A 23,967-nucleotide genomic window follows, 5' to 3' on the forward strand; every position below is an offset into this window, starting at 1 on the left:
GGATGCTCTCTGGCCCGGTCGTGCGAGGCGTAGAACAGCGCCGCCGGTGGGGCCGGGCCGCCGAAGGGGTGGTCGTCACGGATATAGGTCCAGATCAGGCCGGTGACCATCCGACCCTTGGCCGGAAGATGGCCTGACAGTCGATCGGTGTTCTGGAAGCCTCAAGCGGAAAACGGCGCTCGCCGCCGCTCCCCTCTGCGGACCGGAATGCACGGATCTCCATTTTGACCAACGGCATCGCCAGAGGGCGGGATACGTTTATGCAGACTGCTCAGACTAGCGGATCCAGAGCTAATTGCCGACGGGTCGGGCCATACGTTTACCGCCGGAAAGCGCCGCGGTGAGCCTTCACGGCCGAGGATTCTATCACCACTTGCACCGATGAGCCGCCAGTGTGTTTGAGGGTCTCTAACAATCCGACCCAGAATCTTGGCCGCCAAACGTACGAAGCGATTGTAGAGGGCTTTCTACGGCCCGTAGACCACCCGTGGTCCGCCCAGAGGCCTCCGCTCTTCGGCACCTAGACGTCCCACTGAACAGGTGCTGACCGTCCACCCCACCTTTGACCCACATGTCGGGCCCAGGTGCGGTGCGACCCCGCAAACTGCTCGTCCGTCGCCCAAGAATGATCTATCTGCTCCTCAATCGGGAGCCTTGAACATGCCGCTTCCGGCCAAGCCAAATTTACGGGTTCGGAGCCTAGACTAGTGGAGCAGCCAATCAAAAGTGCAGAGGCGACAGGCTGGATCACCGAACATCTCGACTGTTCGGCGAAGCCGCGGTTTAACGTCAGGATCATGCCGCTCGTCCCCATAGCACGTGTCGACGGGTTGAGTACACGGATTGCCGCCGCTTGTGATCACCAGCGGGATTATCCATTTGCCACATCTGCACAAATGTTGCAGGAGTCGCGCTTTCAAATCCGCAACGGCATCGGATAGCGCCGACAAGACCCCACAACCAAAGCAAAATGATGTGCTATGCAAACCGAGGCGGAATGAGCGTCAGATAACGTGAGATACATTTTTAAAAATACACACGATGCAGATATGATCAGACTGAATGATGGTATCAAAGAATGTACCGCGCCGTCGTGAGCAGATTTTGATCGCGGAGCCCGAGTATCCCAGTGATAAGCGCGGAGTGACGAATGCCGTCCGACACACTTAATGTTTTTGGACTGAAGATCCAAATAATCAGCGTTACTTTTGAGGGGGCGCGACTAGCGGTCTGGAATAACCAAAATTCGCATACCAGGCTTTCCCTAAAATTTACATTTTCGTCTGGGGCCGCCGAAATCAACCAATCGGTAACAGAGATTGGCGAACATTTTATCTCATTTCATGCGTTCGGGTTTAGCGGTTTTCATGACACTTATATTGATATTCTAATCACAGAAATGTCAACAGGCGCTGATCTCCAAGTTGGAAGGGTGAATATTTATCGGCTGCCATTGATTCCATTCTACAGAGATTTAGGTATAGACCACCACGATGCGTTTTTTTTCCAGACGTATTGCGGACAGTACACTGTATATGGCAATCGTTCCGACCAGCACTTCCCGCAAATCGGGATTTTTTTGTTGCCCGCCGACGTGGATCAACGTAATATACTAGAGGCGCTCAAACAAATTCCAAATAATATCCGTCAGATAATATCTCAAAGACGCGCACTTTTATACATTGATCAGTCTCACGAGGGAAATCCATTTGATCCGGTATTTGGCCAAGAGCTTCATGCGACGTTAAAGGGAATAAATATTGACGCTGATTTAGTATTTTTCGCAAATCACACATATAATTACAAGAAGAAATATGACCAATGGGTTCAAATTTTCAAGCCGGAACATAAGCTGAATATTATTTACTCTCACTGGTACGCAGATGGTTTGTTACATCACGAACAGAATTATTTCGACACGCACGGCGGGATAGATAACTTTGTCCGCATGCGCCGATTTCGAGCATTCTCGGGTGCTTTAAGAACTAAGAAGTTCTTCTCAATGAACTACACACCCAGGCCCCATCGTGTTTTATTGATGCTTAAGCTTATAGACTTGAACATACTTGATGACGCCTTTGTCTCGTTTGGGGGCGTAGGAAACTCAGATCTATATAAGAATAACTACTTTGAAATGAACGGAGATAGCTTCATTAATGCCGTTGATCAAAGCCGGCTGCTCAAGAATTTTGCAAGACTTTCCAATGTCGGGACATTAACCGTAGACAGACCGTTTCGGTCAGGCGTTGAAGGAGAAGCAATTCGTTTGTCCGCAACGATGAGTCAGGAGCCTTACGACGATAGTTATTTCAGCATTGTCACTGAGTCTGAAATGTTGCTTGAGTCTGATTTTCAAAGAGTCACCGAAAAAGTATATAAACCTCTACTCCGATTGCATCCTATGCTCGTGATGGGTAACGCTCATACAATGGGTTTACTCAGAGATCAGGGATTTATGACCTTTGAAGGATTTTTCGATGAACAATATGACAGCTGCGAGTTGGCTTCGGAAAGAATAAGCAAAGTATTTAAACAGATTGATAAATTTTCGGCAGCGTCAAAGAATGAAATATCCGAAATGTACAGGAAAATCTGGCCTCGGTTAGAGCACAACATATATCACATCAATACGTACATGAAGAATGATATGAGGAACAATAAGAGGAAGATTTTGGATTGCTTGTACAGCAAACTAAATGATATTAGGTGTTAATATATTCGCTTTGGGTGTCTTTATTGCGCCGCAGCCATTCGATCTACTAAATGTGCCGTGGGCTATTTATTCGGCCCAATAAAAACAACTCTTGTGGAATGAGGACATACGTATGACCCGTAAAATTGCTCTAATCACTGGAGTAACCGGACAAGACGGCGCATATCTATCTGAGTTCCTGCTAAATAAAGGATACGAAGTTCATGGAATTAAGCGTCGCACATCGTTATTCAATACTGCGCGTATTGATCACTTATTTACTAAAGCGGAAAGCGAAGGGTTGCCCTTCATTCTTCATCACGGTGACATGACTGATTCGTCGTCCTTGCTGCGAATTATACAGCAAGTTCAACCTGACGAAATATACAATTTGGCCGCCCAAAGTCATGTTGCAGTAAGTTTTGAGGAGCCTGAATACACAGCAAACTCGGATGGCGTTGGTGTTCTTCGAGTCTTAGAAGCAATAAGAATTCTCGGTCTTCAAAATAAAACACGCTTCTATCAAGCGTCGACGTCGGAATTATACGGTCTCGTTCAACAGACCCCACAGACTGAACTCACACCCTTTTATCCACGAAGTCCATATGCAGTTGCGAAACTTTATGCTTTTTGGATCACGGTAAACTATAGAGAGGCGTATAATATATATGCCTGCAATGGCATTCTATTTAATCATGAGTCTCCTCTTCGGGGGGAAACTTTTGTCACTCGCAAGATAACTAGAGCGCTCACCAGAATCAGCGTCGGGTTACAGAACGATCTCAAGCTTGGCAATTTGGACGCGAAGCGGGACTGGGGGCATGCTAGAGACTATGTTGAGATGCAGTGGCTTATGCTCCAGCAACAACAGCCTGAAGACTTTGTCATAGCGACGGGGAGGCAGTATACAGTTCGACAATTTGTGGATCAAAGCGCTGAACGATTGGGAATGACCATCGCTTGGTCTGGTTCGGGTGAGAGCGAAATTGGGACACTTGCGAGCACTACTGAAGCTCGATTAAAGCCTTTGGTCGGGAAGGTCATTGTTGCTGTTGATCCTCGATATTTTAGGCCGACAGAAGTCGAAACTTTGTTGGGTGACGCCGAAAAAGCGAGGATGAAACTTGGTTGGGAAGCAAGAACTTCGTTCGAAGAGTTGGTTAATGAGATGATTGATGCCGATTTGCATGATGCAAAAAAATATCTCTAAAAAATATGTTTTTAAAAGGCAGCGCTTAGATGACTCTACGTGTTTTCATTACCGGCGGCGGCGGCATGGTCGGACGCAATTTGCTCGAGCTTCTTCCGCGACAGTGGATTATAGCGGCACCCACGCGACGCGAACTCGACCTTTTTGATTATGACAATTTAGTCAGGTTTGTTCGCGATTTTAAGCCAGACGCAATTGTTCATGCCGCCGGAAAAGTTGGAGGCATACAGGCTAATATAGCTGCTCCTGTCGATTTTATGGTTCAAAACGTCGATATTGGGCGAAATGTTATTCTTGCTGCACAGCTGGCGGGAGTTGATCGAATTTTGAACTTGGCAAGTTCTTGCATATATCCTCGCGATCGGGATGGGATTCTTAACGAGCATGATCTATTGAGTGGGCCCCTTGAGCGGACTAACGAAGGTTATGCGATTGCGAAGATATTCACTTTGAAACTTTGTGAGTATTTGAATATTGAGACGAAAGATCGACGCTTTAAAACCTTAATCCCGTGTAATTTATATGGAAAGTATGATCATTTCGAAGAAAATGTCTCGCATTTAGTGCCCGCAATCATTCGAAAGATTCACTCTGCAAAAGAGAGTGGTTGCGATACTGTTGAAATATGGGGTGATGGTACTGCGCGGCGCGAGTTCATGTTTGCGGGTGATTTCGCAAAGATGATAATTCGAGCACTCGCTGATTTTTCTAACCTCCCTGACTTAATGAACGTCGGAGTTGGAATGGATTATTCAGTTCTTGATTACTATCAGACGGCGGCACAGGTGATTGATTGGTCTGGGACCTTTGTTTTCGATCGGAGTAAACCCGCTGGGATGCGGCGGAAATTGATATCTGTCGACCGGCAGCGCGCGTGGGGATGGGCTCCAGAGACTTCCCTGTATGAAGGTATTGCAGCTACTTACAAGTATTATGAAGCGGAGATGGCACAATGAGCTATAGGTATCCCTTAGCTACAACGACATGGTCTGACGAGGAATTTGCGGCTATCGGTAGGGTCGTAGAGTCTGGCGTGTTTAGTATGGGGAAAGAAGTTTTAGAATTTGAAAGGCGTTTTGCGGATTGGCAGGGTAGCCGCTACTCTGTGATGGTTAATTCTGGATCGTCGGCAAATCTCCTGATGGTTGCATCTCTTTTCTACTGCAAAGCATCAGAGTTTCGTCTGGAGCGTGGCGATGAGGTCATCGTTCCTGCTATATCGTGGTCAACTACCTTTTTTCCCCTGGTACAATATGGCCTAAAACTGAAGTTTGTCGACATTGATCCCTTTACGTTAAATATGGATATATCCGGTCTCAAGTCAGCAATAACTGAACGCACAAGATGTGTATTTTTGGTGAATTTGCTTGGAAATGCTAATCAATTCGATGTCGTTAGAGGTATAATTCAAGACAAAAACATATTCGTTTTGGAGGATAATTGTGAATCACTTGGCGCTACGTACAAGGGAAGTCGTTGTGGGTCATTCGGGGTAATGGGATCGTTCAGTACTTTTTTCTCGCACCATATCTCGACGATGGAGGGGGGGCTGATTGTAACCGATGACGAAGAGTTTTATCATATTTTGCTGTCGTTGCGGGCGCATGGATGGACTAGAAATCTTCCAAAATACAACAATGTCACTGGCGTGAAATCGGATGACCTGTTTGAGGAGTCGTTTAAATTTGTCCTCCCAGGTTACAATGTTAGGCCTCTTGAGATGTCTGGTGCAATCGGAATAGAGCAAATCAAGAAAATTGATAGAATCGTAGCCGAACGCCGCGCGAACGCCGGGCGATTCGTTGAGGCAATGTACGATCATCCCGACCTAATGATCCAGAAAGAGGTTGGTGAAAGCAGTTGGTTTGGATTTAGCTTAGTTGTTAGACCGGAATCATCTCTTACTCGCAAAGAACTCGTTTTAAGGTTGGGTAAGGCCGGATTTGAGTGCAGGCCTATTGTCGCTGGTAACTTCACAAGAAATCCAGTTATGCAGTATGTTGATTCGAGTGATTTTGGAAAGCTTGATAATGCGGATCGCGTTACTGATTTTGGAGTTTTTATTGGAAACCATCACTATGACATGGGAGATGCTTTCTCAGAACTTTCGCGAATTTAGGCGATCAACCTATGCGCTTTGGTCGTAAGACGATATCGATGCTCCATTGGAGCCGGCTGTTGCTATGTCGTAACGTATAGACCAACTGGGCAGACGAATGTCACCGTGTCGCTGTTCGTTTTGGCGAGGGTGCTTATTTGGCAAAACGCAGGCATCAAACTTTAAAAGCTTACCGCTGGCTGGTGCAGTGACGCTAAAGGAAGTTCCACCGATGCTTTGAGGTGTGCGAGTCTGAGCGATTGGCTCGGACTGTCTGCGTTCTGCTGAACGAAGCCGCCAAGGCGCTTCTGATCCACCATTGTTGGTGGCCAGTCGCGTCCGTTCTAGGACGTCCACAGTGTCCGGATCGTGGTGCTTTCGGTTAACGCCTGTTCGTGCTGGAGTTGTCTTTACCGGCAGCCGCCGGCCTTCCCGTGGTCGAGTGGGGGCACCAGCACGTTGCCGATGTTCTTCTGCACGACGAGACCTGCTCGCCCGGCAAGGAGCTGCTGCCCACCGGCGCCGTTGCCAACGCGCTTGTTCTAATCTGCTCTGATCCGCCGTGCGAGGTCGCACACAGGGCAGGCCATGCGTTGGCTAGCTCGATTGGGATCGTGCTGAGCTCTGTCCAGCGCATCTGGTTGGCTCACCGCCTGCCGCCGCATCCGTGCGTGTACGGCTGTGGTGAGTACGCCTCCGGTGAAGGCCGCGTTGGCCTCTGCGACGGTGTATCAGGAGGAGATAGCTTGGGTTGAGACGGCTGAGGATGTCGGCAAGCCAAGCTTGCGGATTGACACCGTTGAGCTTAGCGCGGTCTCGATCAGCGTGTAGAGTGCTGCAGTCTGGTGGCCGGCCGCCTCCAAGGCGGCGAAGGTCCAGTTGCGGCGGCCCACCGCGATCGGCCGGATTGCGCGTTCGGCGGCATTGTTTGAGAGGCAGACACGCCCGTCGTCGAGGAAGAGGATGAAGGCGCTCCAGCGCTTGAGCATGTAATCGATCGCTTGCTCCGTCGGAGCCTTGGCCGAGAGCTTGGCGCGGTTGGCCAGCAGCCACGCCTTCAACTCGGCGACGAGGGCGACCGAGCGGGCGCTTCGGTGCGTGCCACCGCCTCGATGGCGATCGGAGCCTTCCTCAGGTCAGCCAGCGCTAAGAAATTGCGCCGGGCATGCGCCCAGCGGGCCGCCTCGCGGAGCGGGCCTGGTTTGCGACCGGGCTCGTACAGCCGACCGAACCGGAGAAGGCATCCGCCTGCACGATGCCGTGGAAACCACCCAGCCTAGGTCTCGGCATGCGCGCCAGAGCGATCGGCGGAGTAGAAGTAGGGTACAGCCGGTGGTTCGGGACCACCGAAGGGACGGTCGTCATGCACCACCGTCCAGAGCCGCCCCGTGTGGGTCTTGCCCTTAGCCAGGACCGGTAAGGGCGTGTCGTCGAGATGCAGGCGCTCAGTCCCTCGAACGTGGGCCTCTATCCCGGCGACCAGGGGCGACAGGGTGGTCGTCGCCGCTCCGACCCAGCTGGCCAGCGTCGAGACCTCGATAGGTAGGCCCTCGTGGGCGAAGTGCTGGCTCTGGCGATGCAGCGGCAGGTGCAGGCCGAAGTTGGCCATCATCACCTCGGCGAGGAGGTTTGGGCCCGCTCGTCCGCGCGGGATCGGATGGAATGGGGCCGGAGCCTGCGCGATCGTCTCGCAGTCGCTGCACGAGAAGCGCTCGCGTACGTGCTGGATCACGATCCAGCGCGCCGGGATACGCTCGCCAACTCTCCTGCGGCGTTCGCCAGTCGACACCCGAGAGCAGGTAGCCGTGTTGCGCCGTCGAGATCGTCACGGCTCCGTCCGTCACCGAGGGCCACAGGAAGCGGCCGCGGTCGAGCCGCTTTGTGTAGAGGCAAGCGCTCTGGCCATCGTGCCAGACCACCTTGATCAGGTCGCCGCGCCGCCGTCGGAACACGAACAGATGCCCGCCATGGGTATCCCGCTTGAGCATCTCCTGCACGATCAGGCCCAAACTCGAAAAGCCTTTGCGCATGTCGGTGTGGCCAGTGGCCAGCCACACCCGCACGTTGGCCGGCAGCGGGATAATCGGCCCTCCAGGGCGTCCAGCACCCGCCGAAGCGCCGCGGTATCGACGTCGGAGCCGACCCGAACGCGCCGGCCCCTGCTGAAATCGATCTCGATCACCCCGCTGAAGCGACAGCTGCGGTTGGGCTCTCAACCAGGCTCGACCGTCATCACGGCGGTCGCGGGTGCGGTCACGACGGGGACCAGTGCTCGCGTTGGCGCACCGGCACGCTCGCACAGCAACGTGCGCCAGCGGAACAGCTGACTGATGTGGAGACCGGTCCGGCGGGCGACATCCGAGGTCGACACACCCGGTTCAAACGAAGCGGCGACCAACCGCTCCTTATCCGCCCGCGTCCAGCGTCGACGCCGCCCGGCTGTGACCAGTTCGATACCCGCCTGCGTCACGCTCAAGGTCCTAGGATCACTCCTATGTCCTCAGCCTCAACGAGCGAGCTCACAAGGCGGCCTTCGCCGGATGCGTACACCGGGACGAAACACCTAGCAAACGCATGAGACCAAAACCAAAGGACAATATACCCGCAGTTCGCCGTATTGGTCTCGATGTCAAACGAAGGCATTGACCAAAATGTTCATAATATCCAATTAAGCGGCCGCAACGACATATGTCCGATTAATCGACAAGCCAACGAAAATTGACCATATCGGTTTTTATAGAACTAGCGTTATTCTGAGAACTTTTCAAATTAATACCTGTTTTTCATGATTTGCGCCTGCAACTAGGCCCGCCATGACGATTTTGTTTTTATGCATTCGTTCCACCAAACGTACATCAGAGATACCATTCTGATTCGCGTAGCTTTTGTCCCTACTCATATATTCATCTTTCAGTACATCTTCGTAGATCGACGCGTCCTGCCCGAAATAGCGCGAAAAGAAGACACCCTTATTGAAGGACTGCTCGTATAAAGAAATATCAGATTTTGGATTTTCACGAACATCGGCAATAGCCGCGGCACTATAAACTCTTTGGAATCCCAGCTGCATCAAATCATATATCCAAAGCTTCTCTGCTCCCCACTCGCCGGCTCGAAACTTCTTCTTCTTCCAAACGTCGCGGCTAATAGCCACGTTAGTATTTGGGAAATACGAATACATTTCCTTCCACTCAAAGCTCATTACATCCATGAACGAAGGAAGTCCGACACTCGAATCAAGCACAGGAAAAATATTATCAAGTTCGTTAAACCGGATATTTAAATCCATCTGATGATATAGATCTGCTGAATGTAAGCTTTCTTGCCGCCCAATTACGCCGGCGACCCTATCGCCCTCGGAAAAACCGGATATCATCTTATCGAACCAATCCCTGTGTCTTGGTCGCGAAAATTGATCAACGTATATAACAAAATCAGCATCGGTACGATGCATTACAGCATTCATCCGATCGCCAAACATTTGTTCCCCAGCGACTGACACGACTTGGATCGTCAGGTCAAAACTATAGCAAATTTGCTTAATAAGCTCATCATTCGTGCCGTTATTTAATGCGACGATTTCAAAATCGATCTGACGGTCCTGCCCGCTAACCGCTTCGACCGTCATGCCAAATTCTGATAAATCGGCTGAGGATTCAATAACAACGCAAGCACGGCGCTCGCGAGCCGTATAGACTCTGGATGCGTTCTTCTCACATACTTCAACGGGATTAATCGGCAGAAAACCGCTATGCAGCAGCTTTTCCTGAATAAACGTTTCAATATCTTTGGCGGTCTTTTCCCATGAGAGTTTTTCGACGAATGCGCGAGCAGACTTTTTTTGCTTTTCTTTTACGTCGTCGTTTTTCAATAGATTCTCGATTGCTTTAGCAATCGAACGCGGATTAGGACCTGCTAGGTAAACTTCATGGCTCGGATATATTGTGCGCGTGCTATCTACATCCAGCTCGACAACGGGAAGATCGCACATCATCATTTCTAAAGGCACTAGAGAATAATTTGTAGCAGACAAAACCAGACCGACATGACAATTTCGGTACAATTTAGCCAAATAAACAGGAGGTTTGATCCCATGGTTAACGTAGTTGAATTGAATATCTAAATTTACTAAACTATCCTGCCCAAACATATGCACCACTAAATGTGGCTCCGATTTACTCAAAAGATTGAGGGCAGCCACGCCTATCTCAACCGCACGCCTAGGAGTGCTTACCCGTGCATAGAAGGCGACATGCTTATCGACAGTCATTACACAGCAAGAACTATCCGAAAAATAAACATCTCGGTCAACGGCAAGTTCCCACGACCGGGTCCAGTGTCCCTTACTTTCAAAAAACCGCTTAAGCCAACTACCCGCGCACAAATACGCAATATCTAGTTTATAAGTCATTTCTGCAACTAGTTGCCTTGATCCAGCAGGATTAAACAGCGTTTCAAGATCTTGAACAAAGTAAAACCTATCTTTAAAGTTCGTAACTGAAGCGGTTGGGATTGCGGTCCAAAAGTCTGTTGCTATTATGACATCTCCGGAGATGCTGCGAAGGTCATCCGGTAAATGCTGAACAACAACGCTATTTGGGATTGGTTGGTACCACATTTGAATTTGGCGCTTAATTTTGTCTGGGCACGTAGATTTCTCGTCACCATGTATCCAAATATAATTTCTATGGCCATAGGCCTGCAAGTTCCGTACGACCCTAAATATTGTCATATGGCCGCCCGCACCTGGCGCGCCAAAGTGAGGAACAATCCAATGAATATTGAGGGATAATTTATTGACAAACGTATCCCTAAATTCAAGCTTCCGCAATTCAATTGCAAAATTGGGGATTCTTTCGCGAAGCCATACACATGAACTTGGGGAGAAAGACCGTTTTTTTACATAATCGATCCGTTGAACAGATGGTATTTCTGTAGTTATAACGTCTAATATTTTATAATGTTCTTTAGTAATTGCTGCAAATAGCAGCAAATCTTGTATGTAAAAACTTCCTCGAAATGAATCAAGGTTTGTTAAGAGATTTTCAGAGGCTTTGCGATATGTTTCCATTGCAGATTCTAATGCATCCATTCGAAACCATCCAAATGTATTGCCGGGATAAAATGATTTATTAGGGCTGTCATGATCTGATTCATGCTGGCTCTTAGCCGAGTTCAAGTTCCCTATAACACTCTCGGTGAATAAATGACCCTTCATTCTAAAGTATGGTCGAGGAAAAGCCCCTCCAATTTGCCGGTCAGATTCCATTAGTTGAACTATTGATTTGATTATTCCGGACGAACCTATCAAATTATGCAGAGTATAATGAAAATTGTCTATCATCCAGCGACATTCGAAATCTAGATCTCCATGAAAATGGCATACGAACCTCACTTTATTGCGGTCGTAATTGGGCTCTGTGAGTCCCTCAAGTAAAATGTCCACGGGGGATCCAAGCTTAGCAATAACTTGAATGATCGGCCGTACTTTATCTTGAGATCCAAAAATACGTGTAACGTAGAGTTTATCTGCTTCCGTCGTTACGGAAATCAAAATAACGGAGTCGCTTAGGAAATTTGCGACATATGGCATTAAGAGACATAGAATTTCGATTCTTGGAAGAAATATATGAAATAATATAGAAGACATATTGACGTGCAATTTGTCAATGGGCTGCAAAAGCAAACTAGTTGAACTTGATGTTTGATGTTTAAAATACTTTCCAGCGTAGTTGTAGTAGACGAAAGGATTTGGGTGAAGCATTTTATGCCTGTTGAAGAATTTGTAATAAAATGTATCGAATAAAGGATGTGGGTCCCTGTTTTCCAAATATCCGTGCTGATAGTAGTGATTATAAGCCTTTTTTATAATTATATCCGGGTAAGTTCCAATATAGAATCCTGAGTCAAAATGCTTTCGTGCTTTGCGGCTCGTGCCGATCCAAATACTGATGCGGTTCTGTTTTGGCAGCGGCCATTCACCTTGAATTTCTACATACTGACCATATGTATTCAAACAAAATTCTGCAGCGTTCTCTAAGCATTCCGGGTGTCGCTCCAAAAATCTATTTGCGTCAAAATAAGGAGATGGCCTTCGTTGCTCTCTCGCGCCATTTTGAATGAAATGTATCAGAGGATTTAAGCTGGTTTTATCGACATCGACATTGTTCGTAAGATAATATTGCACGTCAAAAAACGGAGATGGATCCACGCCAAGACGCCATCCAATTCGACAAAAGTGGGAGGCGGCATTCTCGAAAATCGAAATCTTTGTAGCGGTCCTATAATATTTTTTATCAAAAAAAATGCTTTTCCTAACAATCTCCTCGTCTTTGTTGTTTTTCTTTAAGGTTATTACTCGGATTAAAAAAGCCTTTAGCGAATTAACTATTGCTTGTGTAGTAAAGAATATCCGGGTGCTTTGCATGTAATTCACTCGTCTTGTGTATATTGTCGTCGTTATGCTCTAAGCATTCAATGCTATTATGTAGATTCGCTGACTTGAACCTCGAAAAGTTCTCACTATCGACCTTAATCGCATTTCTTGCCAATGCGCTAACCTGGACGGGATGTTCTGTCTGTGCGGCAGAATGTACCGAGAATCTCGACTGAGGGTTTAGCCCAGACTAAGGGTCGGGCGTTGCGCTTGTTTTCGGCGATGTAGCGTTTGATGGCAACCTGAAGGTCGATGGCGTCGGTATAGGTGGCGTGTCTCAAGCCTCGTCGCGTAGGAGCGGCGGAGTGATGGGAGCTTTCGAGTGGACATGCTCAGGTACGAGGCTGGCGTCCTGGCGTAGGCGATAACTCGCCCCTTGATTCGGACGACGACAACTGTGCAGGGGGGGGTGACAAAGCCATCCACTGTGGCGTCGGCTTTGTGCTGATGCGGGCGGTGCAAAAGCCGGCCAGTGGAGAGACTTCTCTTTCGAGATGAGCCGAGGATGCTCATAGCGGAAGGCTACGCGGCCGTTCGGCAATTCGTGTTTATCGAGGGCAAGTCCCGGCGTGAGGCGGCGCGGGCGTTCGGGCTGTACCGGGAGACGATCGCCAAGATGTGCCCGTTCTGGTTGCCGCCGGTGTACACGCGTTCGAAGCCGGTCGAGAAGCCGAAGCTCGAGCCGCTCCTGTCGGTGATCGCGACGTTCCTGGAGGCGGACGGACCGCTCCGGCCAAGCAACGTCATACGGCCAAGCGGATCTTCGAGCGTCTGCGCGACGAGCACCGCTATGCCGGCGGCTACACGGTGGCGCCGGAGCAAAACCAGGCTACCCTCTCGTTCCGCCCTCCGCCGCCACTGGCCTATTTTTACAACGCCGCAGCGGCCTGAAATTGCTCCACCTTTACATACATCGAAAGCCACTACAATCGGCAGCGTTATCCACTCGGCTCTCAGCTGAATCATCCTCTAGTAGGCCGAACGGAATGTGAGCTAGACCTCGTGTCCATGAAACGCGGGAAATCAGTCGGCCGGATCGCGAGATCTCCTCCGGCGTTGAAGGACAGGCTACAACCGTTCTTGTGTTACTCTCAGGACAGTTGCCGATGGCGAGTTTGAGCATCCGGATCGATCTGGCGCCGGACAATCGCGTCGGCCCTGGTAAGATCCAGTTGCTGGAGATGATCGCCGAGCACGGCTCGATCTCAGCGGCGGGCCGGGCGCTCGGCATGTCCTATCGCCGGGCCTGGATGCTGGTCGAAGCCATGAACAAGGGGTTTGGGCAACCGGTCGTCGAGGCTCAGATCGGTGGCAAGGCTGGGGGTGGGGCGCGGCTCTCGACCTTTGGCGCAGACCTCGTCGCACATTACCGGGCGATCGAGCGGGCCGCCGAGAAAGCCGCCCTGCCCTTCCTTTCACGTTTGGTCCCCGAGGCTCAGCAGGGCTGATACCCCCCTAGTCAAGGCTGCGCGTTTGCGGCAAGTTGGCTATATCCGAATAGGTATAGCGACTGTCGAGAAGTCTTGTGTCTCACGCTACTCACCAGGACGGACCGGCCCTGCGCGCCCTTGCTGCGAGTTTCGGCCGTCCTGCCTTCGTTTCGGCGGAGCTCGAGACCGAGGACAAGGCCCGCGACAGAATTTGGGAGCTGGCCGAGACGCTGCACTGCTCGATCGTCGGTACCTGCCTTACCATTGCCGATGGCCGTACGCTGCTCGCCAAGCTCGGCGTACCGGATGCGCGCACCATGAGCGAGCATCACCTGCACGGGCAGATCGTGCCGATCGCCGGGCGCCGCGATGGCGGTGGTAAGCTGCTGCAGAAGATGCTCGACCGCCGGCATGAGCGCGAGATCCGGCGTTTCGATGCCGCGCGTACGAATGCCGAGGTGCAGGCACTTTGGCGAGAATCGCTGGAGCGCGGCGAAATTCCCGGCGCCTACTGGGCTGCGCTCACTCATCCGGCAACGGATTGGGCGTTGATCCAGGACATCTTCGGCGAAGTGCACATGCTCTCGCATCTGGTCGGCCAGTCGAACCGGGCCGACATTCGGCGGCTGCGTCAGCTCGAAGCCAGCCTCGCCGAGCGCGACGAGGCGATCGCGGCACAGGAGCAGCGGATCCGCGAGCTGATGGAGCAGCGCGACGGCCTCAGCGCCAGAAATCGCTCCATCGCGGCGGAGCAGGCCATTGCGGTGGCGGCGAGCCAGACCTCGCGAGAACCGTGCGAGACGACCCGCAGCCTGGAGCAGCGCCTCGCGCGCGAACAGGCGCATGTCGAGGCGCTGGAGCAGAGGGTGGCGACGCTGATGCAGGCCGCCGGCCGGCTCAGCTCGGAGCTCGAAGCCGAGATTGCGAAGCGCCGCTCCCTCGAAGCGGAGCTCTCAGCGCTCGAAACCGCGTTCGAGACGCCCGGCGACGAAGCAGAAGAACCATCGCTCCCGGCCACCCGGCTCGAGGGGCGCACGCTGCTCTATGTCGGCGGTCGCCCGCGGCAGGTGGCGAATCTGCGCCGGTTCACGCGCCAGCATAGCGGCGAACTGCTCAGCCACGACGGCGGCGTCGAGGACAACCTCGGCCTTCTCGCAGGGCTTGTCGGCCGCAGCGACCTCGTGCTGTTCCCCGTCGAGTGCGTCAGCCATGAGGCAACGGGCATGGTCAAACGGTTCTGCGACGCAGGTGGCAAGACTTATCGTCCGGTCCGCAGTGCCAGCTTCGCGAGCTTCGTACAGGCCGTGATGCCGGCGAACGCCGGAGGCTGATCGGACGTGCGCTGCCGCACTCCACGAGGTTCCTCGATATAGCCGAACGGGAATAGCGACCCAGTTCGCCCTGCGGTTCGACACGACATCGGTCGGAAGCAGGAGCCGGTAATCTCATGACAGCACGTGCGTTCGACGGTCGCGGCGGAGTGGCCCGACCGATCGCGTCCTGGTCCCATGCAGCGGCAGCTTTCTTGCTGTCCTCCGCGATCCCCGCGGCGGCGGCGCCGGATGCCGCTGCCCTTCCCGGCGACACCGTCTACCCCGAGAGCATCGCCTCGACCGCCGACGGCACGCTCTATGTCAGCAGCTTCGTCGCTGGCGGCGTTATTCGGGTGAAGCCCGGCGCCAAGGAGGGCGAGGTCTGGATCAAGCCGGCAGCCTTCGGCACGCGCTCGACCTTCGGCGTGCTCGCCGACGAGAAAGCGGACACCCTCTGGGTCTGCTCCAACGATCTCTCTGCGCTCGGCGTGAAGGGCCCGAGCGAGGAGAAGGGCGCTGCGCTGAAGGGCTTCGACCTGAAGACCGGCGAGGGCAAGGTCAGCGTCCCCCTCCCCGTCTCCCCGGCCATCTGCAACGACATCGCGCTGGGGCCCGACGGGTCGGCCTACGTCACCAACACGCTGGGGCCGCAGATCTTCCGGCTGAAGCCGGGCGCCAAGGCGCTCGAGATCTGGAAGACCGATCCGCTCTTCGAGCCTGACCCGAAGGAGGCCGGGCTCGACGGCATCGCCTTCGGCAAGGACGGCAACCTCTACGTCAACACCTTCACCAAGGCGAAACTGTTTAGGATCGACGTGAAGGACGGCGAGGCCGGCAAGGTCACGGCCCTGAAGCCCTCGCGCCCCGTCATCCTGGCCGACGCCCTTCGGCCGCTCGCCGATGGCTCGTTCGTGATGGCCGAGGGCGGCGGCAGCGTCGACCGGGTGACCTTCGAGGGCGACACCGCGAAGATCGAGACGATCAAGGGCGGCGTCGCCGGCGGCGTCACCGGCGTGACGACGGTCGGCTCGACGATTTGGTTCTCAGAGGGCCAACTCGCCGTCATCACCGATCCGTCGAAGAAGGGCACCAAGCCCGAGCTGCCCTTCAAGGCGCACGCCGTCCCGCTGCCGGCACACTGACGCAGGCTGCCGAACCGATCCTTCGAGGGGGCTCGATGGTTTTCCCTGGAACCGAACCTTTGAGGAGAACGCCCATGCGTTCCGCCCATTCGTCGACGTCCCACCTCGTTCTCGCCCTGGCGGCCTCGCTCGTCGCGGGCGTGGCTGCCTCACCCGGAGCGGAGGCTGCCGAGGCAGCTTCCAAATGCTCCGGCGACAATGGCGGCATCAGCCTGCCGGAGGGCTTCTGCGCCAGCGTCTTCGCCGACGGCATCGGCCATGCCCGACAGATGGAGGTGGCCCCCGACGGCACGCTCTACGTGAACACCTGGAGCGGCCGCTACTACAAGAACGACACCCCTCCCCCCGGCGGCTTCCTCGTCGCGCTCAAGGACAAGGACGGCGACGGCAAGGCCGAGGTGATCGAGCGGTTCGGCGAGAGCGTCGCGGATGGCGGCCATGGCGGTACCGGGCTCGCGCTCCACAAGGACGCGGTCTATGCCGAGAGCAACGACCGCATCATGCGCTACCCGCTGGTCAAGGGCGACGTTGCCCCGAAAGCCAAGGGCGAGACCGTGGTCTCGGGCTTCCCGCTGACGGGCGACCACCCGATGCATCCCTTCGCGATTACCGAGAAGGGCGAGATCCTATCCGGGATGGGCTCGGCGACCAATGCCTGTGAGGTCAAGAACCGCATGCCGGGCTCGCTGGGCATCGAGCCTTGCACCGAGAAGGAAACGCGCGCCGGCATCTGGCGCTTCGATGCGGGCAAGACCGGCCAGGTCTTCTCGGCGAAGGAGCGCTACGCCTCCGGCATCCGCAACGGCGAGGGCATCGCCATCGATGCCAAGGGCCGGATCTTCGTGACCCAGCACGGCCGCGATCAGCTCCACGAGAACTGGCCCAAGCTCTACACGGCCCAACAGGGCTTCGAACTGCCCTCCGAGGAGGTGGTCGAGCTGAAGGCCGGCGGCGATTACGGCTGGCCGGAATGCTATTACGACCCCACCCAGAAGAAGCTCGTGCTCGCCCCCGAATATGGCGGTGACGGCGGCAAGAAGGTCGGCGTCTGCACGGACCGGCTCGCGCCGGCCGCTGCCTTCCCGGCCCACTGGGCGCCGAACGACATGAAGTTCTACGTCGGCAAGGGCACCGAGAAGGCCTTTCCGAAGGCCTATCACGACGGCGCCTTCATCGCCTTCCACGGCTCCTGGAACCGCGCCCCCGGCCCGCAGGGCGGCTACAGCGTGGTCTTCCAGCCCTTCAAGGACGGCAAGGCTTCGGGCGAGTACGTCGTGTTCGCGGACGGCTTCGCCGGCATCAAGGAGCCGGGCCGCGCCGATCACCGTCCGTCCGGGCTCGCGGTCGGCCCGGACGGCGCCCTCTACATCTCCGACGACGTGAAGGGTCGGATCTGGCGGGTGACCTATCAGGGCGGCAATGCCGGTGCCCCGGTCTCAGCCGCGCCGGCTCCGAAGAGCCAGGCCACTGCCTCAAAGGATGAGCTGCCGCCGGAGGGCGTCCATCCCGATGCCGGCCGCCGGGTCGCGGATCTGCCCGTGCCGCAGGGGGCCACCAAGGAGCAGGTCGCGCTGGGCGACCGCGTCTTCCACGGCGAGCAGGGCGGGGCCACCTGCGGCGGCTGCCACGGCTCGGACGCCAAGGGCTCCCCCGTCGGCGCCGACCTCACCACCGGCAAATGGCTCTGGAGCGATGGCAGCCTGGAAGGAATCGAGGCCGTCGTGACGAACGGCGTGCCCGACCCGAAGGAGCATGGCGGCGCCATGCCGCCTATGGGCGGCGTCGAACTCTCGCAGGCCGACCTGAAGGCCGTCTCGGCTTATGTCTGGGCCATCGGCCAGCAGAAGTGATGCGAGAGGCGCGGGCGCGACGAGTGTTCCCCTCCCCGCAAGGGAGAGGAGAGAATCGCCCCAACCGTCATTGCGAGGCGGAGCCGAAGCAATCCGGAACCGCACCGTCAGCCCTGGATTGTTTCGCTGCGCTCGCAATGACCGATAGGTCTTTGACGATGTGAAAGAAAAAGCCTCCCGCGTCGGCGACGCGGGAGGCTTTTCGGTTCGGGTTCTGCCGGCAGCTTACGCCGCGAGCGACCGCAGCACGTAGGGCAGGATGCCGCCATTGCGGAAGTATTCGAGCTCGTCGAGCGTATCGATCCGGCAGGTCAGCGGGACCTCCTTCTTCGAGCCGTCGGCCGAGGTGATCTCGGCGATGAGCGTCTGGCGCGGCTTGAGCTCGCCGGCGATGCCCTTGATGGTGACGGTCTCGTCGCCCTTCAGGCCGAGGGAGGCCCAGGAGGTCTCGCCCTGGAAGACCAGCGGTATGATGCCCATGCCGACGAGGTTCGAGCGGTGGATGCGCTCGAAGCTCTCGGCGATCACGGCGCGCACGCCCAGCAGCTTGGTGCCCTTGGCCGCCCAGTCGCGGGAGGAGCCGGTGCCGTATTCCTTGCCCGCGAAGACCACGAGCGGCGTGCCGGCCTGCGCGTATTTCATCGCGGCATCGTAGATGAACATGCGCTCGCCGCCCGGCTGGTAGAGGGTGTAGCCGCCCTCCACCACGTTGCCGGTCGGATCCTTCACCATCTGGTTCTTGATGCGGATGTTGGCGAACGTGCCGCGCATCATCACCTCATGGTTGCCGCGCCGAGTCCCGTACTGGTTGAAGTCCTGCACCCGCACTTGGTGCGACTGCAGGTACTCACCTGCCGGCGAGGCCGCGCGGATGTTGCCGGCCGGCGAGATGTGGTCGGTAGTGATCGAGTCGAGGAAGAGCCCGAGGATGCGGGCGTTCTCGATATCCGTCACCGGAGCCGGCTCCATCGTCATGCCGACGAAGTAGGGAGGGTTCTGGACGTAGGTCGAACCAGGGTTCCAGGAGAAGGTCTCGGCCTTCGTCACCTCGACGCCCTTCCAGTTTGCGTCGCCGCCGAACACGTCGGCGTAGCGGCTCTTGAACAGGGCCGAGGTGATGTTCGCCTCGATGAAGGACTGCACTTCGGCCGAGGACGGCCAGATGTCCTTCAGGTAGACCGGCTTGCCGTCAGAGCCCTGGCCGAGCGGCTCGGTCGTGATGTCGATCTGCAGTGAGCCGGCCAGCGCGTAGGCGACGACCAGCGGCGGCGAGGCGAGGTAGTTCGCCCGCACGTCGGGGTTCACACGGCCTTCGAAGTTGCGGTTGCCCGAGAGCACCGCTGCGGCGACGACGTCGTTGTCGTTGATCGCCTTCGAGATCGCGGCCGGCAGCGGGCCGGAATTGCCAATGCAGGTCGTGCAGCCGAAGCCGACGAGGTTGAAACCGAGCGCGTCGAGGCTCTCTTGCAGGCCGGCCTTTTCGAGATACTCGCCGACGACCTGGCTGCCGGGGGCGAGCGAGGTCTTCACCCAGGGCTTGGAGCGCAGGCCCTTGGCGACGGCGTTGCGGGCCAGAAGGCCGGCGCCGATCATCACGCTCGGATTCGAGGTGTTGGTGCAGGAGGTGATCGCCGCGATCACGACGTCGCCATGGCCGATGTCGAAGTTGGTGCCCTCGACCTTGTAGCGGCTGGCGATGTCGGCAGCCTTCTTGAACTCCTTCTCCATGGATTCGGCGAAGCCGGGCTTGGCGGAATCGAGGAGGACGCGATCCTGCGGGCGCTTCGGGCCGGCGAGCGAAGGACGCACGGTGCCCATGTCGAGCTCGAGCGTGTCGGTGAAGACCGGATCGGGCGTTGTAGCCTCGCGCCACATGCCCTGGGCCTTGGCATAGGCTTCAACCAGCGCGATGCGGTCGTCGGCGCGGCCCGTGACCTTCAGGAAGTCGATGGTCTTCTGGTCGATCGGGAAGAAGCCGCAGGTGGCACCGTATTCGGGGGCCATGTTCGAGATCGTGGCACGGTCGGCCACCGCCATGTCATCGAGGCCGGGGCCGTAGAATTCCACAAACTTTCCGACCACGCCCTTCTTGCGCAGCATCTGCGTGACGGTGAGCACGAGGTCGGTGGCGGTGGTGCCCTGCGGCAGTTTGCCCGAGAGCTTGAAGCCGACGACTTCGGGGATCAGCATCGAGAGCGGCTGGCCGAGCATCGCGGCCTCGGCCTCGATGCCGCCGACGCCCCAACCGAGCACGGCCATGCCGTTGACCATGGTGGTGTGCGAGTCGGTGCCGACCAGCGAATCCGGATAGGCGATGGTCTCGCCGCCCTCGGTCTTCGTCCAGACGGTCTGGGCGAGGTATTCGAGGTTCACCTGGTGGCAGATGCCGGTGCCGGGCGGGACGACCGAGAAATTGTCGAAGGCACTCTGGCCCCATTTCAGGAAGGTGTAGCGCTCGCCGTTGCGGGCATATTCCAGCGCGACGTTGTCGCCGAGCGCCTTCGGGGTGCCGAACTCGTCGACGATCACCGAGTGGTCGATCACGAGGTCGACCGGCACCAGCGGGTTGATCTTCTGGGGGTCGCCGCCCAACGCCACCATGGCGTCACGCATGGCCGCGAGATCGACCACGGCGGGGACGCCAGTGAAATCCTGCATGAGCACGCGGGAGGGGCGGAAGGCGATCTCGGTCTCGGTCTTGCCGCGCGTGCCGAGCCACGCCACGGCCGCGGTGATGTCGTCCTTCTTGACCGAGCGGTCGTCCTCGAAGCGCAGCAGGTTCTCGAGGATCACCTTCATCGAGAACGGCAGGGCGGCGGACTCGGCCAGCCCGTTCTTTTCGGCTTCGGGAATGGAGTAGTAGGTGTAGGTTTTGCCCCCGGCGGTGAGCGTCTGGCGGGCTTTGAAGCTGTCGAGCGATGCCACGGCGATCGGAACCCTTAGCTGGCGGTTGTCGAACACGCGCAGGCATAACCTGCGCCACGAGAGGTGTTCGGCTGGAAACGCTCCAAAGAGCGCGCGCCGCCCCGGGGGTGCCCGGGTAGGGTGGTGCGCGAGGGGCGATTTGGACGCCCTGGAGGTCGCGCGGCGCAGCCTGGCCGCCGTATAGAACAGTTCGAAACTTCACGCTACGGGGGGCTGGTGACAGGCGCGCGTGGGTGTCGCTTTTCGCGCGGCTTCCGCGTAGCGGGGATGCGGGGCCGCCAATCGAGGTCCTTTGGCGCTCGATAGGATGGACAGGGACCCGGGTGCGTCTGATCGTCGAGAACCTCGCCTGCCGGCGCTCCGGGCGACGCATCTTCGCGGGGCTCGGCTTCATGCTCGGGGCGTCCGAGGCGCTGATGGTCACCGGGCGCAACGGTGCGGGCAAGTCGAGCCTGCTTGCTATGCTCTCTGGCCGCCTCAAGCCCGATGCCGGCAGCATCCGCGTCGAGGAGGTCGGTGAGGCGACGCTCGCCGAGTGCCTCCACGTCGTCGGCCATCGCGATGGGCTCAAGAGCGCCTTGACGGCCGAGGAGAACCTCGTTTTCGCCCGAGACCTGCTCGGTACGCCGACGGCGAGCCCACGGGACGCATTGGAGGCGATGGGGCTCGCCCACGCCCTGCGATTGCCGGTGGCCTATCTCTCAGCCGGCCAAAGACGGAGGGTGGCACTCGCCCGACTGCTCGTCTGCCGTCGTCCGCTCTGGCTCCTCGACGAGCCCACGGCTGCGCTCGATACAGCCTCCCAAGCTGTGCTCGCAGGCCTGATGGCCCGGCATCGCGCCGAGGGGGGGCTCGTCATCGCCGCGACCCACATGCCGATCGGCCTCGATGATGCGCGTGAACTGCGCATCGTGCCGCCCTCCCCTGTCGAGGATGCGTCGCAGGCGGAGAGCTGGGCATGATCCGCGTCTTCGCCGCCCTCGTCCGGCGCGACCTGCGTCTGGCCTCGCGCGTCGGGGGCTCGGGAGCGCTGTCGCTCGTCTTCTTCCTGATGATCGTGGCTCTCGTGCCTTTCGCACTCGGTCCCGATCTCAACCTGCTGTCGCGCATCGGCCCTGCGATTCTCTGGCTCTCGGCCGTGCTCGCGACGCTGATCGGCCTCGACCGAATCTTCCAAGCGGACGAGGAGGATGGCTCGCTCGACCTGATGACCGCCTCCCCTGCCCCGCTCGAGCTGGTGGTGCTCGCCAAGGTGCTCGCCCATTGGCTGACCACGGGCTTGCCGCTGGCCCTCGCCTCGCCGCTCTTCGGCTTGCTCGTTGCACTTTCTCCGACAGCGATGGGAGCGACGGCGCTGACATTGCTGATCGGTACGCCGGCCCTCACCTTCATCGGCGCCGTCGGCGCGGCGCTCACCGCCTCGATCCGACGCGGCGGCCTGATCCTCGCCATCGTCGTGATCCCGCTCATGATCCCTGTCCTGATCTTCGGCGTGTCGGCGGCTGAAGCTGCGCTCGGCGGCACGGTGCCCTTCGCGACGCCTCTGATCATTCTCGGCGCGCTGAGCCTGATTGCGGCGGTGGTCGGCACTCTTGCCTCGGCGGCCGCATTACGCTGGTCGGAGTAGTCTCACGCCACGAAAGTGCCGCTCGTTTGGGCATTCTGGCCGAAGCGCGAGCGTTTTCGTCAGATTGCTGATTTCGTTCGGTTTTTCGATGAACCGTCACGCGACTTCGGCATTGACGCGGGGACCAGTGACGGCCGGCATTGCCGGCAATGTGAGACCTCCCTGATGAAGCTCTTCCAGTGCCAGTCCTGCGGCAACATCCTCTATTTCGAGAATCGGACCTGCGAGCGCTGTGGCCACCGGCTCGGCTATCTGCCGGATGCCGGCACGCTATCGGCCTTGGAGCCTACGGGAAGCGACAATCGTTGGTCGCCGCTGGCTGCGCCGGGCCAGTCGAGCTTCCTCTGCACCAACGCCGAGCATGATGCTTGCAACTGGCTGGTGCCGGCCGGTTCCACCGACGCTTTCTGCCTCGCCTGCCGGCATAACGGCACCGTGCCGGACCTGACGGTACCGGAGAATCTCACGCGCTGGCGCGACATGGAGGCGGCCAAGCACCGACTCATCTACACGCTCAAGCGCTGGAACCTGCCGCTCGTGACCCGTGCCGAGGACCCCGAGCACGGCCTCATTTTCAATTTCCTGGCCGATCCGCCCGACGCTTCGCAGCAGAAGGTGATGACCGGCCACGAGAACGGCGTCATCACCATCGCACTCGTCGAGGCGGACGATGCAGAGCGCGAGCAACGCCGCAAGCAGATGGGAGAGCCCTACCGCACCCTGCTCGGGCACTTCCGCCACGAGGTCGGCCATCACTACTGGGACGTGCTGGTGCGCGATGCCGGCAAGCTCGAACCCTGCCGCGCAGTCTTCGGCGATGACAGCCAGGATTACGGCGAGGCGCTCAAGCGCCACTACGAGCAGGGCACGCCGCCGAACTGGCAGGAGCAATTCGTCTCTTCCTACGCCACCACTCACCCATGGGAGGACTTCGCCGAGACCTGGGCGCATTACCTCCACATCGTCGACACGCTGGAGATGGCCTCGGCCTTCGGCATGCAGGTCTCGCCGCAGCTCGATACCAAGGGCGAACTTGCAGGCCGCATCGATTTCGACCCTTACGCGGCGGAGTCCATTCAGCAGATCATCGATGCGTGGCTGCCCTTCGTCTTCGCGATGAACAGCGTCACCCGCGCCATGGGAGAGCGCGACCTCTATCCGTTCGTTCTTGCACCCGACGTGATCAGAAAGCTCGGCTTCATCCACGATCTCGTGCACGGGCGTGTCTGACACGAACAGGGGCC

General features: G+C 56.9%; 16 protein-coding genes and 3 pseudogenes. 12 read left to right on the forward strand and 7 right to left on the reverse strand.

Going from position 1 to position 23,967, the window contains the following annotated elements; all coding sequences use genetic code 11:
• Positions 1 to 1,150: 1,150 nt before the first annotated feature.
• The 4 genes from HCU64_RS21705 (at position 1,151) to HCU64_RS21720 (ending at position 6,021) form a co-directional block, all read left to right on the forward strand.
• Positions 1,151 to 2,713: a hypothetical protein gene (locus HCU64_RS21705; protein WP_233386358.1), complete on the forward strand. Its 1,563-nt coding sequence runs from the start codon at positions 1,151 to 1,153 to the stop codon at positions 2,711 to 2,713.
• 112 nt (positions 2,714 to 2,825) lie between these two features.
• Complete coding sequence (gene gmd, locus HCU64_RS21710; protein WP_233386359.1) at positions 2,826 to 3,902, forward strand: GDP-mannose 4,6-dehydratase; 1,077 nt, start codon at positions 2,826 to 2,828, stop codon at positions 3,900 to 3,902.
• 29 nt (positions 3,903 to 3,931) lie between these two features.
• Positions 3,932 to 4,858 (forward strand): GDP-L-fucose synthase family protein, encoded by a 927-nt coding sequence (locus HCU64_RS21715; protein ID WP_233386360.1) that lies wholly within the window; start codon positions 3,932 to 3,934, stop codon positions 4,856 to 4,858.
• Positions 4,855 to 6,021, forward strand: coding sequence for a DegT/DnrJ/EryC1/StrS family aminotransferase (locus HCU64_RS21720; RefSeq protein WP_233386361.1), 1,167 nt, complete (start codon positions 4,855 to 4,857; stop codon positions 6,019 to 6,021). Before HCU64_RS21715 ends, HCU64_RS21720 begins: the two co-directional genes overlap by 4 nt.
• Positions 6,022 to 6,731: 710 nt before the next feature.
• On the opposite strand, the gene HCU64_RS21725 is transcribed toward HCU64_RS21720, so the two are convergent.
• The 6 genes and pseudogenes from HCU64_RS21725 to HCU64_RS21750 form a co-directional block, all read right to left on the reverse strand.
• Positions 6,732 to 7,061: an IS66 family transposase gene (locus HCU64_RS21725; RefSeq protein WP_233386362.1), complete on the reverse strand. Its 330-nt coding sequence runs from the start codon at positions 7,059 to 7,061 to the stop codon at positions 6,732 to 6,734.
• Between the two features lie 215 nt (positions 7,062 to 7,276).
• A complete protein-coding gene (locus HCU64_RS21730; protein ID WP_233386458.1) occupies positions 7,277 to 7,732 on the reverse strand; it encodes an IS66 family transposase in 456 nt (151 codons plus the stop codon).
• Positions 7,733 to 7,789, reverse strand: a pseudogene (locus HCU64_RS25660) (hypothetical protein); the annotation flags it as partial.
• A 37-nt stretch (positions 7,790 to 7,826) separates the two neighbouring features.
• Positions 7,827 to 8,030 (reverse strand): annotated as a pseudogene (tnpB, locus tag HCU64_RS25665) (IS66 family insertion sequence element accessory protein TnpB); the annotation flags it as partial.
• A gap of 182 nt (positions 8,031 to 8,212) precedes the next feature.
• Positions 8,213 to 8,470, reverse strand: a complete 258-nt coding sequence (locus HCU64_RS25330) for a transposase (protein ID WP_442785998.1) — start codon at positions 8,468 to 8,470, stop codon at positions 8,213 to 8,215.
• Between the two features lie 294 nt (positions 8,471 to 8,764).
• Positions 8,765 to 12,427 (reverse strand): glycosyltransferase family 4 protein, encoded by a 3,663-nt coding sequence (locus HCU64_RS21750; protein ID WP_233386363.1) that lies wholly within the window; start codon positions 12,425 to 12,427, stop codon positions 8,765 to 8,767.
• Positions 12,428 to 12,941: 514 nt separating this feature from the next.
• Between HCU64_RS21750 and HCU64_RS21755 the strand changes: the two are divergent.
• From HCU64_RS21755 to HCU64_RS21775, 5 genes and pseudogenes are all read left to right on the forward strand, one after another.
• Positions 12,942 to 13,255: pseudogene (locus HCU64_RS21755) on the forward strand (IS21 family transposase); the annotation flags it as partial.
• Between the two features lie 287 nt (positions 13,256 to 13,542).
• A complete protein-coding gene (locus HCU64_RS21760) occupies positions 13,543 to 13,884 on the forward strand; it encodes a winged helix-turn-helix domain-containing protein (RefSeq protein WP_233386364.1) in 342 nt (113 codons plus the stop codon).
• Between the two features lie 77 nt (positions 13,885 to 13,961).
• Positions 13,962 to 15,197, forward strand: coding sequence for a DUF2325 domain-containing protein (locus HCU64_RS21765; RefSeq protein WP_233386365.1), 1,236 nt, complete (start codon positions 13,962 to 13,964; stop codon positions 15,195 to 15,197).
• 116 nt (positions 15,198 to 15,313) lie between these two features.
• On the forward strand, positions 15,314 to 16,321 hold the full coding sequence (locus HCU64_RS21770) for a hypothetical protein (RefSeq protein ID WP_233386366.1): 1,008 nt from the start codon (positions 15,314 to 15,316) through the stop codon (positions 16,319 to 16,321).
• Positions 16,322 to 16,395: 74 nt separating this feature from the next.
• Complete coding sequence (locus tag HCU64_RS21775; protein WP_233386367.1) at positions 16,396 to 18,171, forward strand: c-type cytochrome; 1,776 nt, start codon at positions 16,396 to 16,398, stop codon at positions 18,169 to 18,171.
• Positions 18,172 to 18,396: 225 nt separating this feature from the next.
• On the opposite strand, the gene acnA is transcribed toward HCU64_RS21775, so the two are convergent.
• A complete protein-coding gene (acnA, locus tag HCU64_RS21780) occupies positions 18,397 to 21,096 on the reverse strand; it encodes an aconitate hydratase AcnA (protein ID WP_233386368.1) in 2,700 nt (899 codons plus the stop codon).
• Between the two features lie 323 nt (positions 21,097 to 21,419).
• Between acnA and ccmA the strand changes: the two genes are divergently transcribed.
• The 3 genes from ccmA to HCU64_RS21795 all read left to right on the forward strand — a co-directional run bounded on the left by ccmA (position 21,420) and on the right by HCU64_RS21795 (position 23,953).
• A complete protein-coding gene (gene ccmA / locus HCU64_RS21785) occupies positions 21,420 to 22,058 on the forward strand; it encodes a heme ABC exporter ATP-binding protein CcmA (protein ID WP_233386370.1) in 639 nt (212 codons plus the stop codon).
• The gene (ccmB, locus tag HCU64_RS21790) at positions 22,055 to 22,723 is read left to right on the forward strand and encodes a heme exporter protein CcmB (RefSeq protein ID WP_233386371.1); all 669 of its coding nucleotides are present in this window, start codon (positions 22,055 to 22,057) and stop codon (positions 22,721 to 22,723) included. Before ccmA ends, ccmB begins: the two co-directional genes overlap by 4 nt.
• A 165-nt stretch (positions 22,724 to 22,888) precedes the next feature.
• Positions 22,889 to 23,953, forward strand: a complete 1,065-nt coding sequence (locus HCU64_RS21795; RefSeq protein WP_233386372.1) for a zinc-binding metallopeptidase family protein — start codon at positions 22,889 to 22,891, stop codon at positions 23,951 to 23,953.
• Positions 23,954 to 23,967: the final 14 nt, after the last annotated feature.

Source organism: Methylobacterium sp. C25, from assembly GCF_021352225.1.
Taxonomy (GTDB): Bacteria; Pseudomonadota; Alphaproteobacteria; order Rhizobiales; family Beijerinckiaceae; genus Methylobacterium.